The organism is Octadecabacter algicola, assembly GCF_021532625.1.
GTDB classification, from domain to species: Bacteria; Pseudomonadota; Alphaproteobacteria; order Rhodobacterales; family Rhodobacteraceae; genus Octadecabacter; species Octadecabacter algicola.
Map to the genome: position 1 here is coordinate 336,786 of NZ_JAKGAR010000001.1, position 15,936 is coordinate 352,721.

The 15,936-nt window shown below is 55.0% G+C and carries 17 protein-coding genes; 12 read left to right on the plus strand and 5 right to left on the minus strand.

The features are described 5' to 3' along the window. Positions 1–30: 30 nt before the first annotated feature. The 7 genes from purS (at position 31) to L0666_RS01695 (ending at position 8,460) form a co-directional block, all read left to right on the plus strand. Entirely contained in the window at positions 31–261 is a 231-nt protein-coding gene (purS, locus tag L0666_RS01665) for a phosphoribosylformylglycinamidine synthase subunit PurS (protein WP_235257466.1), read from the plus strand. Beyond that, positions 248–634 (plus strand): hypothetical protein, encoded by a 387-nt coding sequence (locus L0666_RS01670; RefSeq protein ID WP_235257468.1) that lies wholly within the window; start codon positions 248–250, stop codon positions 632–634. The genes purS and L0666_RS01670 overlap by 14 nt, the downstream gene beginning before the upstream one ends. Positions 635–706: 72 nt before the next feature. Then, positions 707–1,375 carry a phosphoribosylformylglycinamidine synthase subunit PurQ gene (purQ, locus tag L0666_RS01675; protein ID WP_235257470.1) on the plus strand — a complete coding sequence of 223 codons (669 nt, stop codon included), beginning with the start codon at positions 707–709 and terminating at the stop codon, positions 1,373–1,375. Between the two features lie 99 nt (positions 1,376–1,474). Continuing rightward, positions 1,475–3,214, plus strand: coding sequence for an ATP-binding protein (locus tag L0666_RS01680; protein WP_235257472.1), 1,740 nt, complete (start codon positions 1,475–1,477; stop codon positions 3,212–3,214). A 4-nt stretch (positions 3,215–3,218) separates the two neighbouring features. Continuing rightward, entirely contained in the window at positions 3,219–4,553 is a 1,335-nt protein-coding gene (locus L0666_RS01685; RefSeq protein WP_235257474.1) for a sigma-54-dependent transcriptional regulator, read from the plus strand. Beyond that, complete coding sequence (locus L0666_RS01690) at positions 4,546–5,223, plus strand: HAD family hydrolase (RefSeq protein WP_235257476.1); 678 nt, start codon at positions 4,546–4,548, stop codon at positions 5,221–5,223. Before L0666_RS01685 ends, L0666_RS01690 begins: the two co-directional genes overlap by 8 nt. Positions 5,224–5,688: 465 nt before the next feature. Continuing rightward, the gene (locus L0666_RS01695; RefSeq protein ID WP_235257478.1) at positions 5,689–8,460 is read left to right on the plus strand and encodes an Rne/Rng family ribonuclease; all 2,772 of its coding nucleotides are present in this window, start codon (positions 5,689–5,691) and stop codon (positions 8,458–8,460) included. Between the two features lie 68 nt (positions 8,461–8,528). On the opposite strand, the gene L0666_RS17330 is transcribed toward L0666_RS01695, so the two are convergent. Further along, positions 8,529–8,882: a sulfurtransferase TusA family protein gene (locus tag L0666_RS17330; protein WP_336246261.1), complete on the minus strand. Its 354-nt coding sequence runs from the start codon at positions 8,880–8,882 to the stop codon at positions 8,529–8,531. Here L0666_RS17330 and L0666_RS01705 point away from each other — a divergent pair. From L0666_RS01705 to L0666_RS01725, 5 genes are all read left to right on the plus strand, one after another. Then, positions 8,881–9,636 (plus strand): cytochrome c biogenesis CcdA family protein, encoded by a 756-nt coding sequence (locus L0666_RS01705; protein WP_235257480.1) that lies wholly within the window; start codon positions 8,881–8,883, stop codon positions 9,634–9,636. The two genes, L0666_RS17330 and L0666_RS01705, sit on opposite strands and share 2 nt — an antisense overlap. Positions 9,637–9,688: 52 nt before the next feature. After that, positions 9,689–10,354, plus strand: coding sequence for an ankyrin repeat domain-containing protein (locus L0666_RS01710; protein ID WP_235257482.1), 666 nt, complete (start codon positions 9,689–9,691; stop codon positions 10,352–10,354). A 61-nt stretch (positions 10,355–10,415) separates the two neighbouring features. Beyond that, on the plus strand, positions 10,416–11,741 hold the full coding sequence (locus tag L0666_RS01715) for a hypothetical protein (protein WP_235257484.1): 1,326 nt from the start codon (positions 10,416–10,418) through the stop codon (positions 11,739–11,741). After that, positions 11,710–13,053 (plus strand): cytochrome P450, encoded by a 1,344-nt coding sequence (locus L0666_RS01720; RefSeq protein WP_235257486.1) that lies wholly within the window; start codon positions 11,710–11,712, stop codon positions 13,051–13,053. The genes L0666_RS01715 and L0666_RS01720 overlap by 32 nt, the downstream gene beginning before the upstream one ends. Before the next feature lie 283 nt (positions 13,054–13,336). After that, positions 13,337–13,621 carry a hypothetical protein gene (locus L0666_RS01725; protein ID WP_235257488.1) on the plus strand — a complete coding sequence of 95 codons (285 nt, stop codon included), beginning with the start codon at positions 13,337–13,339 and terminating at the stop codon, positions 13,619–13,621. On the opposite strand, the gene L0666_RS01730 is transcribed toward L0666_RS01725, so the two are convergent. The 4 genes from L0666_RS01730 to L0666_RS01745 form a co-directional block, all read right to left on the minus strand. Then, positions 13,609–13,830: a ribbon-helix-helix domain-containing protein gene (locus L0666_RS01730; RefSeq protein ID WP_235257490.1), complete on the minus strand. Its 222-nt coding sequence runs from the start codon at positions 13,828–13,830 to the stop codon at positions 13,609–13,611. The genes L0666_RS01725 and L0666_RS01730 overlap by 13 nt on opposite strands. Beyond that, complete coding sequence (locus tag L0666_RS01735; protein WP_235257491.1) at positions 13,827–14,006, minus strand: DUF4169 family protein; 180 nt, start codon at positions 14,004–14,006, stop codon at positions 13,827–13,829. Before L0666_RS01735 ends, L0666_RS01730 begins: the two co-directional genes overlap by 4 nt. Next, the gene (gene fumC, locus L0666_RS01740) at positions 14,003–15,394 is read right to left on the minus strand and encodes a class II fumarate hydratase (protein ID WP_235257493.1); all 1,392 of its coding nucleotides are present in this window, start codon (positions 15,392–15,394) and stop codon (positions 14,003–14,005) included. The genes L0666_RS01735 and fumC overlap by 4 nt, the downstream gene beginning before the upstream one ends. Positions 15,395–15,480: 86 nt before the next feature. Beyond that, entirely contained in the window at positions 15,481–15,927 is a 447-nt protein-coding gene (locus L0666_RS01745) for an SspB family protein (protein ID WP_418887974.1), read from the minus strand. Positions 15,928–15,936: the final 9 nt, after the last annotated feature.

Here is a 15,936-nt window from a genome sequence, read left to right on the forward strand (position 1 = left end):
AAATGCCGAACGAACAAAAGGAATTACCATATGAAAGCCCGTGTCCACGTGATGTTGAAAAACGGTGTTCTGGACCCGCAAGGGGCCGCGGTAAAACACGCGCTTGGCGCGATGGGTTTTGAAGGCGTCAACGGTGTGCGTCAGGGCAAGGTCATTGAACTTGAACTGGCGGACGGCACGACCGAAGCACAGATCGGTGAGATGTGTGAAAAGCTGCTCGCGAATACGGTGATCGAAAGCTACACCATTGAAACCGTTTAGGAATATTCTTGCTGCCGCAGTTCTTTTTGGGGCTGCTCCCGCCTGTGCAGAGGATTATGCTGGGCGCCATATTGCCCTAAGCCAAGCGTTTCAGACTGAAATGGGCCGTACGATTGGTGGTGGGGCAGATATGACCATCTCTGCTGACATGCGTGCCCAAATGGTATGTGCGATCGGCCAGTTGGAACAGCGTCGCGGTGCTCAAACCGTAGAAGCCTATCTTCGCTGGTCCGCTTGGGCCGTAGACGAAGCTAAGCAACTCGACAGTATTGGTGGGTTTGGTTCGTTGATGTCTCAGGTCCATATTCGATCTGACATTGACCTAAACGACGACCTTGTGCCGATCACGCAAGCCTGCGGAATTGGCCTGTAACTTTTATGGCCTTGTCTTATCGGACGGGGCACACACGTTAACTAACTTGCGATCAAACCTAGGAGATCGACCATGAAAGCCGCTGTAATCCAATTCCCCGGATCCAACTGTGATCGCGATATGGCCGTTGCGCTGGAAAAGTCCGGCGCGGATGTTGAGGTTGTTTGGCACAAGGATGCCGCGTTGCCAAAAGGTGTTGATCTGGTCGCAATCCCGGGTGGGTTTTCATTTGGCGATTACCTGCGTTGTGGTGCGATTGCTGCGAACTCTCCGATTTGTAACGCTGTGGTGGATCACGCCAACGCGGGCGGCTATGTTTTGGGCGTCTGTAATGGGTTTCAGGTCTTGACTGAAACAGGTTTGCTGCCGGGGGCTTTGTTGCGGAATGCAGGGTTAAAATACATCTGCCAAACCGTTGGTTTGAAAGTGGAAACATCAAATAGCGGCTACACTGAGGGCTACAACGCCGGTGCCGAAATCGGCATCCCGATCGCACACCACGACGGTAACTACTTTGCTGACGATGAAACGATCGCGCGTTTGCAGGGCGATGACCGCGTGGCTTTTACCTACACGGACAATCCAAACGGTAGCCGAGCGGATATCGCCGGTATTCTGTCAGACAACCGCCGTGTGCTTGGCATGATGCCACACCCGGAACGCGCCTTTGAAGAAGCCCATGGCAATACAGACGGTCAGCGTCTTTTTGCTGGTTTGATCGGCCAATTGACAACGGCCTAAGCCAAGAGATGGACGGTGCATGTTGTGCACTGTAGTCTTACCTGATGTAGCCGGGGCCGATGTTGTTTGGCCTCGACGTCGCAGGGGGTAATGTAAAAGGTGGCGGGACGATCCCGAATTTCGTTTGTTTGGTGGACGCGCGGTTTTGTAGTCGCGCTGATCCTGCTGGCTTGTACTGTTATCTACGTTTCTAACACTTTGCTCACGGAACGTTTTACTGAACGAACACGCAGCTCTGCTGAAGTGCGTTTGGCTTTGTATTCCGCCAACCTTTTGAGTGAGTTGCAGCGAAATTCGATTGTGCCGCAACTGTTGGCACGTGACCCTGCGTTAATCGGTGCGCTTAACTCCGGTGACTTCACACAATCAACGGCACGGCTGTTGTCCTTCGTGGATGAGATCGGCGCGGCTTCCTTGTTGATGATGGACACGGACGGGCGGGTCGTCGCTGCCACAGACCGTGAACGATTGGGCGAAAATCGCCGCGACCAAGAAGCGTTTGTTCAAGCGCTGCATTCGAATGCCACGACATTCACTGTAGATGAACGCGAAGAGGGCGGGTTCGATTTCAGCTACTCTCGTCGCATTGAAGACGGCGGTTTGGGCATCGGCGTTGTGTCGGTCGCTGTTGATTTGGCGAAACTTGAACGGTCTTGGGCAGGCATTTCGGACGCGGTTATGGTGCTCGACGCGGACGGCCGCGCGATCCTGGCAACAGAACCGAGATGGCGGGGCCGTACCGAAGAAGAAGGGATTGCGCTTCTTGAACCGCAATCTGCTATCGAACGTGCGTTGCGTGGCGCGCCGGATTGGTCTGCTTTGCCCATCGACGCTTACCTGCGTGGGGACGGGGTCATGCGCCAAGAGGTACGCGTGCCGTTCCAAGGTTGGCAGGTTATTAGTTTCACCACGTTTCAGTCAGTGCGCGAACGGGTAAACGCGATCCTTGCGCTCGAAATCATGGGATTCGCTATTCTCTTGGCGGGGCTGTTTTGGTTCCTGTCGCGTAAATCCAACCTCGCGGCGCGCATGTTTCAGATGGAATCGGCGGAGCTTCGCCAGTTGAATATCCGTCTGCAGCGAGAAGTTGCCGAACGAGAGAAGGTCGAAAAGGACCTTGAAGTGGCGGAACAAACGATGGCGCAAACCAGTAAACTGGCCGCCTTGGGCGAAATGTCTGCAGCGGTTAGTCATGAACTGAACCAGCCTCTTGCCGCGATGAAAACCTATCTGGCTGGGGCCCGCCTGTTGATTGCGCGCGAACGCCCCGAAGAAGCGGTTGTTGCTGTGGCGCGTATCGACAGCCTGATCGAACGCATGGGCGCCATTACCAAGCAGTTGAAATCCTATGCGCGAAAAGGGTCCGACAACCTCGAACCCGTTGATGTTAAGGACGCGGTGCTGTCTTCACTGTCGATGATGGAACCCCAGTTGCGCCAACGTCAGGTGGCTATTACGCGCACTTTGCCTGATGGCCCTGTCATGGTTCACGGGGACCGCATGCGACTGGAACAGGTGATTATTAACCTGCTGCGCAATGCCTTGGACGCGACAAAAACCGCCAGTGAACCCCGTGTCGAAATCCTACTCGCCCAAGGGGATGTGGCGCGTCTGACGGTGCGGGATAATGGTTTAGGGATTGAGGATTTGGACGAGCTGTTTGAGCCGTTCTACACCACAAAGCAGCCCGGTGACGGCACAGGTCTGGGGCTTGCTATCTCATCAGGGATCGTAAACGACTTCGGCGGACGGCTCACCGCACGCAATTCTGATAAGGGCGGGGCTGTATTTGAGGTAGAACTGCCCATATTGGGTTCAGACATGGAAGCAGCGGAGTAACGCTATGGCGCAAGCTATGAAAATCGCGATCGTTGATGACGAACAGGACATGCGGCAATCGATCAGCCAATGGCTGGCGTTGTCAGGATATGACACCGAAACCTTCGCGAGCGCTGAGGACGCCCTTAAGGGGCTTGGTCAAGATTATCCGGGGATCGTTGTAAGTGACGTGAAAATGCCGGGCATGGACGGAATGCAGTTCCTGAAAAAGCTCAAGGGTGTTGATAGTTCTCTGCCGGTCATCATGATCACAGGCCACGGCGATGTGCCGATGGCTGTGGAGGCGATGCGCATCGGTGCGTTTGATTTCCTTGAAAAACCGTTCAACCCGGACCGCATGACTGAATTGGCCAAAAAGGCGACGGTTGCACGACGTCTGACACTGGATAACCGTGAACTGCGCCGTGAATTATCCGATGGCGGAGCTTTGTTGAAAAAGCTGATTGGCGCGTCACCTGTGATGGAGCGGCTCAAGGAAGACATCCTCGATCTGGGGCAGGCGGATGGCCATGTTCTGATCGAAGGCGAAACCGGTACGGGTAAAACGCTTGTTGCGCATGCTCTGCATGCTGTTGGGGCGCGGGCGAACAAGAAATTCGTGCTGATTTCCTGTGCCGCCTATGAAGACGACGCACTGGCGAAACGGTTGTTTGGACCAGCAGGGCAGGATGATCCGATACCCGCGATCGAAGAAGCCCGCGGTGGCACGTTGGTTCTGGAAGACATCGAAAGCCTGTCGGACACCAATCAGGCCCGCCTGACAACAGCGATTAACGATCAAGGCACGCCTGCGGAAACACGTATTGTAGCGATTTGTAACCTTCAGGACGAAGGCAAAACCTGCGAAAGTGAGCTGCGCGCAGATTTGTTTTACCGCCTTGCCGCTTTGCGGATGACGGTTCCGCCACTGCGGGCGCGGGGCGAAGATATCCTGACGCTATTTACCCGCCTCAGTGAACAATTCGCCGAAGAATACGGCTGCGAAGCACCAGAAGTCAGCGCACAGGAAGCAGCCCAGTTGTTGCAAGCGCCGTGGGCAGGCAATGTGCGTCAGCTTTATCACGTTGCAGAACGCGCCGTGCTTCAGAACCGTCGCGGGTCTGGGACCATTGCATCCTTGTTGATGAACGAGGACGACGAGGCACAGCCTGCCATCACCACTGAGGGCAAGCCGCTGAAAGAGTTCGTTGAAGCGTTCGAGCGGATGTTGATCGACAACACCATGCGCCGCCACAAGGGCAGCATCGTGAATGTAATGGATGAACTATGTCTGCCGCGCCGGACCCTGAACGAAAAGATGGCCAAATATGGCCTGCAAAGGTCTGATTACCTTGGCTAACCCATTTGCAGCGCTGCTGTTTGATATGGATGGTTTGCTGCTCGACAGTGAACGAGAATTCATGGGCGCTTTGGTTGAAATCGGGACCCCGTTGGGGTTTGAAGCCGAGGCGCTCGAGGCATTCTTTCTGACGCTTGTCGGCACATCGGCCGCGCAAACATCTTTGCGGTTGGCCGAATTCTTGCCTGCAAGCGTGGATGCTGTCGCGTTCGAAAAACAATGGCGCTTGGCTAATGCCGCCCGCAGGGTCGGACCTGTCCCGTTGCGACCACATGTAGGCCAAGTTCTGCCAGCCTTGGCGCGGGCAGGGCATCGCATGGCTGTCGTCACATCGACAAAACGTGCGCCCGCGCTTGAGCATCTCAAACATGCAGGACTGCTGTCTTACTTTGAACTTGTTGTTGCCGGGGATGAGGTAAGTGCAAACAAACCTGATCCTGCGCCATATGTACATGCGGCAGAGGCATTGGGTGTTGATCCGCGCAACTGTGCGGCATTTGAGGATAGCGACACTGGCACCCACGCGGCAGTAGCAGCGGGTTGCGTCACTACACAAATTCCTGATCTGCGTCCTGCAGGTTTGCCATTGCCCGACCTTGGTCAGCATATCGCACAAGACATGGTCGTGGCTTTGCAACAGATCCGAGTGCTCGATCACACGGTGGCTTAGTGGGTTTATTGCGCATTGGCAGCCTAAATCGTCACTCAATTCCAAGATGCCGCAGTTAGACATTGTAATGTGACCATGACCTCCCCTATGTATGAGGGACGGGCGGTTGCCATGACGCTATGCGCAAAATCCCGGGAGTTTTTCTGTCTGCGGTTGCAGTGGTCCGATTTTATTAAATCCCTCCATCCCCGCGACAGACCGAAATTTGGCCCCTCGGGGTCACTTGAACAGCCCTCGTCGGTGTTGGAAATCCTATATCGCGGGGCCTTGAATGGGCCGTGTTTTCACGCGGTCGGAGACCAACGCGATGGATCGCGCGACACTGAATAGCGAGAAAGTGACGAACCCTTTGGTTCGCCCATCCGCCGTCGCGCATATCGCCTTTAATAATCACGTATCTGGGACACAGATGCCCCTCGAGTTAACCTCTGGGGCACCGCCGTGCCGTGCGTGGAACAGGAATATATGGCTAAGAAAATGCTTATCGACGCCACCCACGCGGAAGAAACCCGCGTTGTGGTGGTTGACGGAAACAAGGTCGAGGAATTCGACTTTGAAACCCAATCCCGCCGCCAGCTTGCCGGCAACATCTATCTCGCAAAAGTAACACGGGTCGAACCATCGCTTCAGGCAGCGTTTGTTGACTATGGCGGCAACCGCCACGGTTTCCTTGCGTTTAACGAAATCCACCCAGACTACTACCAGATTCCGGTCGCCGACCGCGAAGCCCTGATGGCCGAAGAAAAAGCCTATGCCGAAGCAATGAAGGCCGAAGCGGAAGCCGAAGCTGAAAAGCCAAAGCGTTCGCGCCGTCGTCGTAAGCCCAAAGCGGCTGAGGTTGAGACCGAGACGCAAGATGCTGTCGCAACAGCAGAACCGGCTGACGCTGAACCTGCGTTGGCGGAAGAGGACGTCGTGTCTGGTGACATCGCAGGCATGGAAACCATCGACATGGACCCTGAAGAGGGATCATCGCCAATGGAAACAGTCGCTGAGACGCCAGTGGAAGAACCCACTGACGATGATGACAGCGACGATGACGATGACACTGGCCCAGATGCGACTGCCAAAGATGATTCCATCGAAAGCGTTGCTGATGAGGATGAACGTGCAGACGTGCGTCCGGTTCGTAAGCCACGTCCAAAGCGCTACAAGATCCAAGAAGTTATCAAAGTCCGCCAAATCCTTTTGATCCAAGTGGTCAAAGAAGAACGCGGCAACAAGGGTGCTGCCCTGACTACATACCTGTCTTTGGCGGGTCGTTACTGTGTTCTGATGCCAAACACCGCACGCGGTGGGGGCATCTCCCGCAAGATTACCAATGCCGCTGACCGAAAGAAACTCAAGGCGATTGCCAATGAGATGTCCGTCCCAGAAGGCGCAGGGCTGATCATTCGCACCGCAGGCAGCCAACGCACCAAGACTGAAATCAAGCGCGACTACGAATACCTACAGCGCCTTTGGGAACAGATCCGCGAACTGACGTTGAAATCTTCCGCCCCGGCGCAAATCTACGAAGAAGGCAACCTGATCAAACGTTCGATCCGTGACCTTTATTCTAAAGAGATCGACGAAGTGATCGTGGAAGGTGAGGCGGGCTACCGCACCGCCAAAGACTTCATGAAAATGATCATGCCGTCGCACGCTAAGAACGTGAAGCACTACCAAGAACAGATGCCGCTTTATGCGCGCCATCAGGTCGAAAGCTATCTGTCCGGCATGTTCAACCCGACAGTGCAATTACCCTCGGGTGGTTACATCGTCATCGGGATCACCGAAGCGCTTGTTGCGATCGACGTGAACTCTGGCCGTGCGACCAAAGAAGGCAGCATTGAGCAGACAGCGACCAAGACCAACCTTGAAGCCGCCGCCGAAGTTGCACGCCAGCTTCGCCTGCGTGACTTGGCTGGTCTGATCGTGATCGACTTCATCGACATGGACGAGCGTAAGAACAACGCTGCCGTCGAAAAAATGATGAAGGACAAGCTCAAGACGGATCGCGCCCGCATTCAGGTCGGTCGGATTTCCGGCTTTGGTTTGATGGAAATGTCGCGTCAGCGTTTGCGTCCAGGCATGTTGGAAAGCACCACACAGGAATGCCCACATTGCCACGGCACAGGGCTTTTGCGCTCAGATGACAACGTCGCTTTGGGAATTCTTCGCCAGCTTGAAGAAGAGGGCGTGCGCGGTCGATCCAAAGAAGTTCTGGTGAAAGCGCCTATCGCGATTGCCAACTACCTGATGAACCAGAAACGCGAACACATCGCACAGATCGAAGCACGTTATGGGCTGTCGGTTCGAATTGAATGTGATCCGCATCTGGTCTCGCCTGACTTCGCACTTGAGAAGTTCAAGACAGCGACACGGGTCGTTGAAGTCACAGCTCCTGCGGTGATTTCATCTGAAATGGCTGTTCTGGCTGATGTCGATGAGGCGGACGAGGACGCCGAAGGGCAGGAAACTAAAGAAACCGAAAGCACCTTTGATGGGGATAGCGAGCAGCCGACCAAACGCCGTCGTCGTCGTCGTCGCCGTCGTCGTGGCGGCGCAGGAAACGCTGAGAACGCTGAGGCCAACGGTGAGAACACAGCAAACGGTGAAGACGCTGTTGCGGCGGATGCTGTTGCTGCGGAAGCTGCACCTGAGGGTGAGGTAACGGAAGCCGCTCCTGCAACGGAAGATGCGCCAAAGCCCAAACGTAAGCGCACACGCCGTAAGAAGACGGATGACGATGCCCCGAAAGAAGCCGTAGCGGCTGAAGAGGGCGCTGAAGCACCTGCTGAAGCTGCGCCAGAGGCAGAGGCGCCAGCGGATGCACCTGCTGAAAAGCCAAAGCGCACCCGCACGCGCCGCAAAAAGGTCGCCGAAACACCAGCCGAAGATGCCACACCAGCTGAGGCCGAAGCGAAAGCGGACGTTCCGGCCGAAGAAAAGGCACCTGCTGAAAAGCCAAAGCGCACCCGGGCCCGTAAAAAGCCTGCCGCCGCAGCGGCTGTGGATAGCGATGCAGTGGCCGATAAGGCAGAGGTAAGCGATGCCCCGAAAGAGGCAGAAGCCCCTAAAGAAGTAGGCGAAGCACCTGCTGAAAAGCCCGAACCCGTCGCGGCCGAAAAGCCAAAGCGCCGTCGCAAGACGACGTCAAAGGTTGCACCTGATCCTGTACCTGCACCCGAAGAGGCCGCAGCAGAGGACGACAAGCCTAAGAAACGTGGCTGGTGGTCACTGGGTGGGCGTTAATCTGTCACGTGAATATGATGCCTTAAGGCATTGAAATTAAAACGCCGCTCCAGATTGGGGTGGCGTTTTTATTTGCGTTCAATGATGTAAATTTGGAAGCCGTTTTCTTCCCGTTGAGATAGCAGCGCATGACCGGATTCAGCGCAAAAATGCGGGATGTCGATGACAGCGACTGGATCGTCAGCCCAGATGGTCAGTTGCGTTCCTACGTCCAAGCCACGCAAGACCTTTGCTAGCCGTAACACGGGCAGCGGGCACATCAATCCTCTGGCGTCCAATACTTCCATTCCAAAGATGTGCCGTGGCTTGGCCCAAATGTCCATGACGCCGCACCATTGATCCTTGCCATTGAAATACATTCCAACGCGGATGTGACATTTGGTGTCGTGACGCGGTTGAACGGTCACGCTAAGAGGAGACATGTTTGAGACAGAAACCTTCCTCGCCGCATCGCTTTTACCAGCGTTGATGATCGCCTTTTCGGCGGGCATTTTGTCATTCCTCAGCCCTTGCGTCTTGCCGATTGTGCCGCCGTATCTTGCCTATATGGGCGGTGTCAGCGTCACCGAGATGGAAGGCGATAAGGCGGCCCGCAGACGTGCCGTTGTGGCAGCGTTGTTCTTTGTGCTGGGTCTGTCGACGGTGTTCTTGATCCTTGGGGCCGGTGCATCTGCGCTTGGTCGCATGTTGGCGTCTTATCGCCCCTACATGGAGATCGCTGCAGGGATCGTTGTGATTATCTTTGGTTTGCACTTCATCGGGCTGTTTCGGTTGAAATTCCTTGATCGTGAAATGCGGGTTGAGGCCGGGGACCAAGGCGGGTCTGCGTTTGGGGCTTATTTCCTTGGTCTCGCGTTCGCATTTGGCTGGACGCCGTGCCTTGGTCCGATCCTGAGCGCCATTCTGAGCCTTGCTGGCAGCCAAGCTGATGTTGGCAAAGGCATTGTTTTGCTTGGTGTTTATGCAATGGGTCTTGGCGTACCGTTCCTGCTGGTCGCGGCATTCTTCCCGCAGATGAAACGCCCAATGGCTTGGATGAAACGCAACATGGGCGCAATTGAAAAGACCTCTGGTTTGCTGCTGATCGTTGTCGGACTGGCGATGGCCACTGGGTTCTTGTCCGTCTTTGCGTTCTGGTTGCTAGAGGCGCTTCCTATTTTGCAGATATTTGGCTGACATTGCCGCAAGCTCGCCGTAGGTTTTGTGTAACAACTTACGGGAGAGTTTTATGCGGTTGGTTTTGGCGAGTGTGTTTGGTCTTTTGGCGTCGTCGGTGGCGGCTTGTCCTTTGATGGACAATGCTTCACATTCAGTCGCTCCCGCGTGGAAGGATTGTCCAGAGACCGCTGGAAATTTCAAATCGGGGCCAGATGGCGATGATGCGAGATTTCGCCAAATCATTCTGTCGAGCAATTCTGCAGCGGCGGTTCAGGCTGGCCTTGATGCAGGGGGGAACCCAAATGTCCAAAGTGAGCATGGATCGCCAGCTTTTGTGGACTTGATCAACTTTGCGTCTTCAGACGATGAAGCCACGGTCGTTGAAATCCTTGAGGTTTTGGGTGCTGCAGGGGCTAATTTTTCAACCCCAGACAATCATGGAGACTTGGCCTTATCCAAAGCCGCAGGTGGCGGTGAGCTAGACACAGTTCGTGTTCTGCTGCGCTGGCGGGCTGACCCGAATGGGCTCAACACTTACAATCGCACGCCATTGTTTGAGACAGTGTTTGGACGCTGTTCGCCCGATGTCGGCCGAATGTTGATCCAGAACGGCGCGCGCATTGATGTCATGCCGCAAGACCAGATCGAGCGGATGTTTAATGAAGCTGCCGAGACCTGCACCAATGGGAGGGGGCGTGCATACGTTCGTGAGCTTGAAACGCTAGCTGGTCGCTAAGGTTTTCTTATTTCTGCCCGAATTTTTGGTATAGTAGTCCCAAACCAGAGGCAGAAGAGCAATGGAACAGGCAGAGCAATCAGTCGAAAACCGTCAGGTTAAGCGTCGGCGTGTGTTTTACATTCCGGGATATGACCCGATCCACCCGCGCCGCTACCGCGAATTGTACCGCACGGAGTCCAAGGCGCAGGCTGAGATTTCGGGCTATGATATCGGTATTGCGCCCAAACAGGGTGAAAACTACGGCTGGCGTGTTGAATCCCGTATGGATGGCCAGTCCGTTGATGCCGAAGTTGAAGTACTGGTGTGGTCTGACATCGTGCGTGACTCGATGGCGTCATCAATCCCTGCGACCTACCTGCAACTTTTGCGAACCGCGTGGACCTACATAACGACAGGGGCTTTGCGCCGGTTGATGTGGCTCCGCAAAGGGCCTGTGATTGCGGCGCTCTATCCGGTTGGAATGCTGATCTTACAGTTCTTGTTGGCGCTTCTTGCGGGATATGTTGCTGCCCGCGTGTTGGGATGGGCGTTGGATTTGATCGGGGGGGGCATGATGGCCTTGCTCGGGAACCCTGGTGACCTTGATTTTACGATCTTCACGGCGGGCAGAAGAGTGGCGCTGTTAATCCTAGCCATTTGGGTGATTGGCTATGTGTTGCGATGGTTTAAATCAAAAGACAGTAAGTTTTTTGCTTACTATCTGATGCATGACTACGCCTATTCCGCACAGTGGAAAGGGGCCAATCCACCCGAATTAGAAGACCGTATGGCTGACTTTCGCGGAGCCATTGGTGAAGCTTTGGAAAGTGATCTTGATGAGGTCCTCGTTGTCGGGCACTCGTCAGGGGCACATCTGGCGGTGTCGATCCTTGCCGATTTGATCCGCGAAGGCGGTGTGCCCAAGGCTGGCCCTACGTTAGGGTTTTTGAGCCTCGGGCAGGTGGTGCCAATGTTGAGTTTTCTGCCAAAGGCCGACCGTTTGCGGGCTGACCTGCACTTTCTATCCACCCGTGACGAATTGGCTTGGGTCGATGTGACTGCCCCCGGTGACGGCTGCGCATTTGCGCTTTGTGATCCTGTTGCGGTGTCTGGCGTTGCGCCAGAGGGCCATAAGTGGCCGTTGGTGATATCAGCCGCGTTTACTCAGACTCTTAGCCCAGAACGCTGGAAAGAGCTGCGGTGGAAATTCTTCCGCCTGCATTTCCAGTATCTTTGTGCGTTTGATCGGGTAGGGGACTACGACTATTTCCGCATCACGGCAGGGCCGATGACACTCGCTGATCGGTTCCGTGATCGCGCGCCGTCCAAATCGCGCATTGACGTTGCGGCCTCCAAGTTTACCAGTATGTCTCATGATCCCGCCGAAGCCCCCGTCGCGTCCTGAGAAAGTATCGCTTTGGCGATATCTGAAACTGTTCCGGCAGGACATCTTGTCGGCGCAACCCGCAAAGCTTTACCGTGCGTGGATGGCTGAGTTTAAGACGCCGTTTTTTCGCAGCTATTTGGCCAACGATCCTGAACTGGTGAAACGCGTTCTAAAGGATCGGCCCGACGATTTTCCTAAGTCTGATCGCATTGGCGCAGGGTTGCGCCCCTTGCTTGGTAATTCTGTGTTCTTGACCAATGGTGAGGCTTGGAAACGCCAGCGACGTATCATTGACCCTGCGTTTGAGGGCGGTCGTCTGCGTGAGGTCTATCCAGCTATGTATGCCGCAGGGGAGGCCGCCGTGGCCCGAATGGCGGCCAACACGGGCGTTCAGGATGTTGAACCCGAAACCAGCCATGCTGCGGCTGACGTGATTTTCCGGACCTTGTTTTCGATCCCGATCGAAGATGAAACTGCCAACGCCGTGTTCGAGAAATTCCGCGACCATCAGCGCACGCAACCGATCTTGAACCTTGCAGCATTCATTCCTGGGCCACGTTGGATGCCACGGTTCTTTAAACGCGCGACCAAGGACACCGCGGCCGATATTCGTGGCCTTATCACTGGGCTGACAGAGCGCCGCATGGTCGAGATTAAGGCGGGCACAGCGCCCGATGATCTGGCGACCAAAATCATGACGACCGCTGATCCCGAAACAGGTGAGACTTTCAGCACAGACGAAATGGTTGATCAGGTCGCGATTTTCTTTTTAGCAGGGCACGAAACCTCGGCCTCTGCGCTGGCGTGGACGTTCTATTTGATGGCGATGTTCCCTGAGTGGCAGGAGAAGGTCGCTGCAGAGGCGCAGGAGGTGTCTGCGGACTTCGCAAGCGTATCAAAGCTGCGCACGTCCCGTGATGTGTTTCGCGAAGCGCTTCGGCTTTATCCGCCTGTTCCAATGATGGTGCGCGAAACGACCTGTCCCGAAACCTTGCGCGGGCGGAATGCGCCCAAAGGCAGTCAAATTGTTCTGAGCCCTTGGCATCTGCACCGCCACGAACGGCTGTGGGATAGGCCTGACGACTTTGACCCAACACGATGGGGCACAGAGAACGGCAAGGCCTGCCAACGGGATGCTTACATTCCGTTTTCCGCCGGACCGCGGGTGTGTACGGGGGCTGGGTTTGCGATGGTCGAAGGGGCTTTGTTGCTTTCAATGCTTGTGCGGCGGTTCAAGTTTGAGCTGACGGATCGCACGCCGGTTCCGGTAGCGCATTTGACGGTTCGCTCTAAGGACGGCATTTGGCTGAACGTCACTGAACGTCACTGAACCGAATTGAAATCCGTAGGTGAGAATCACTTCATCGTTGACTGTTTCGCTGATAATCGTCGAACTAATTCAGGATTGTCACATCCTAGTAAACAGCCTTAGCACGTCAATTTAGAAATGAGACAAAAGTTTGGCGCGAGGCATTCAGGTAAATGCAATCCATTTCAATGACTTAGGTCTTGCGAATGGTCGAGTAGGGGCAATTGTGGCCGATTTGCCCTATTTCGGGCGGGGTCGGTTTACGGTAATTTAATGACGTGGGGGCTTCGAAAGGATCATTGCGATGATGATTGCGAAGCCAAAAAATATCTCTTCGTTCATGCCTTCGGGTGTTGTGAACGCTATGCGGTCGTATTTTGCGCCGACTGAGGCCGTCGATTATTCTGCGTCGGAGCTATCGGTGCGGGCATCATCGAAGGTTTCTGCACCTGCTCGGGAAACGTCTGGCGACAGAGCGCGGTATGAACGTTTACTTGAAAAAGAACTCGACCAGCAGCATCTGACTGCGGTTGAGCGCGAAGACACTGACATGTTGGACCGCGTTCGTGCTGCTCTCTATGAGGAATGATCCTTTAGGGTGTTCAACACGAACACCCTGATCGCTGAGGCAAGGCCCACGTCTCCGCGGGCCTCGTCAATCTTGATTGCCAATCCGTTTAACGTTTGGTCGCGCTCCGATGCGATCCGGCGAAACTCATCCCAAAACTCAGGCTCCAAAGAGACCGAAGTGCGGTGGCCCCGTAACGTCACTGAATGTTTGACAGGGCGGGTGCTCATTCGTCTTCGAATTTTTGCTGATCTAGGTGCCGCTGTAGCGCAGTCTCTCGGGCGGCTTCGGCCAGTCTCTCGGCTTTGGTCCGCCCGAATTTGCGCGCGTTTTGGTCAGCCTCAAGCTTTTTCGCCGTGAGATCGCGATCTTTGCGGAATTTGTTGAGGTTGACTATTTCGCTCATTTTGGGCCGATCATGTCTTCTGGGCGCACAACGCGGTCAAAGGTTTCTTCGTCAACAAAGCCAAGCGCGACAGCTTCTTCACGAAGGGTCGTGCCGTTCTTATGGGCTGTCTTGGCGACCTTAGTTGCGTTGTCGTATCCGATTTCAGGGGCCAGTGCTGTTACCAGCATCAGCGATTCCTTCATCAGCTTGTCGATGCGTGCTTCGTTAGCTTGTGTGCCAGCCAGCATACGGTCCGTAAAGCTGTCGGTGACGTCGCCGAGCAGCTGCATCGACTGCAGGAGGTTGTAGGACATCATCGGGTTGTAGACGTTCAATTCAAAGTGCCCCTGTGAGCCTGCGAAACCGATAGCCGCGTCGTTGCCCATGATGTGGGCGCATACTTGCGTCATGGCTTCGGCTTGTGTCGGGTTCACTTTCCCCGGCATGATGGAGGAACCAGGTTCGTTTTCTGGCAGGATCAATTCACCCAGTCCAGAACGTGGACCGGAGCCCAAGAAGCGCATGTCGTTGGCGATTTTGTAGCACGCCATTGCTGTGGTTTTGATCGCGCCAGACATGAACACCATGGCGTCATGTGCGGCAAGGGCTTCGAATTTGTTCGGTGCAGTGACAAACGGCAGGCCCGTGATTTTGGCCATGTTCGCTGCAACCGTTGTGTCCCAACCTTTGTCGGTGTTCAGACCTGTGCCAACGGCCGTGCCGCCTTGTGCCAGTTCATAGATGCCGGGCAGGGCCATCTTGATGCGTTCGATCCCGTTGCGGATCTGTTTGGCGTAACCGGAAAATTCCTGACCCAATGTCAGCGGTGTCGCGTCTTGCGTGTGGGTCCGGCCGATCTTGATGATATCTTTGAACTGCTCGGCTTTGTTTTCCAGCTCGGCCGCAAACTTCTCAAGACCAGGAAGCATTACGTCGCGTGCTGTCATTGCTGCCGCGATGTGCATGGCAGTGGGGAAGGTGTCGTTGGATGACTGGCCCATGTTGCAGTGATCATTTGGGTGAACTGGTTCTTTGGAACCGATCACACCGCCAAGGATTTCAATCGCACGGTTCGAGATGACCTCGTTTGAGTTCATGTTGGATTGCGTGCCAGACCCTGTCTGCCAAACAACCAGCGGGAAATGATCGTCAAGCTTGCCATCGATCACTTCGCCAGCCGCTTCGATCATCGCATCCGCCAGTTTCGCGTCCAGTTTGCCAGATGCTTTGTTGGCCATCGCACAGGCTTGCTTGATCACACCAAGGGCGCGCACGATCGCAACAGGCTGTTTTTCCCAACCAATCGGAAAGTTCATCAAGGAACGCTGTGTTTGCGCACCCCAGTAACGGTCTGATTGAACCTCAAGAGGGCCAAAGCTGTCGGTTTCTGTGCGTGTATCGGTCATGGTGCGTCCTTGCAGAATTGTCAGTATACGGTTGTATGCCGTTTATCGCCACGCGTGGCGCGGGGCAACTGCGCAATCGCCGCAGGTTATTTCCGGAATTTATCCAAGCTGACGACTTCGGCATCTTGATGGGGTTTGTCTTCTGGTTCGGCCATGACTTCCATCGGGGCTTCGGGGGCGTCGTCTTGATCGTCGTCATCGTCTTCTTCTTCCTGTGATTCAAACCGAAGGCCGAATTCCACAGAAGGATCAACGAAGGTCTTGATGGCGTCATAAGGCACATAAAGAGGTTCAGGCGCGTCACCAAAGGACAGCGTGATCGAGAACCCTTGGTCCGTCACCTCAAGGCTGTCGTATTGGTGCTGGATCACGATTGTCATCTCACCCGGGTAGCGGTCAGACAGCCAATCGGCGATCTCAACGTCGGGGTGCATGGTGTCAAACGTGATGAAGAAGTGGTGATTGCCCGGCAATCCCTTGTCTGCAACATCGGTCAAAACCTCGAGGATCAGCCCGCGCATCGCTTTGTGCATCAGGTTACC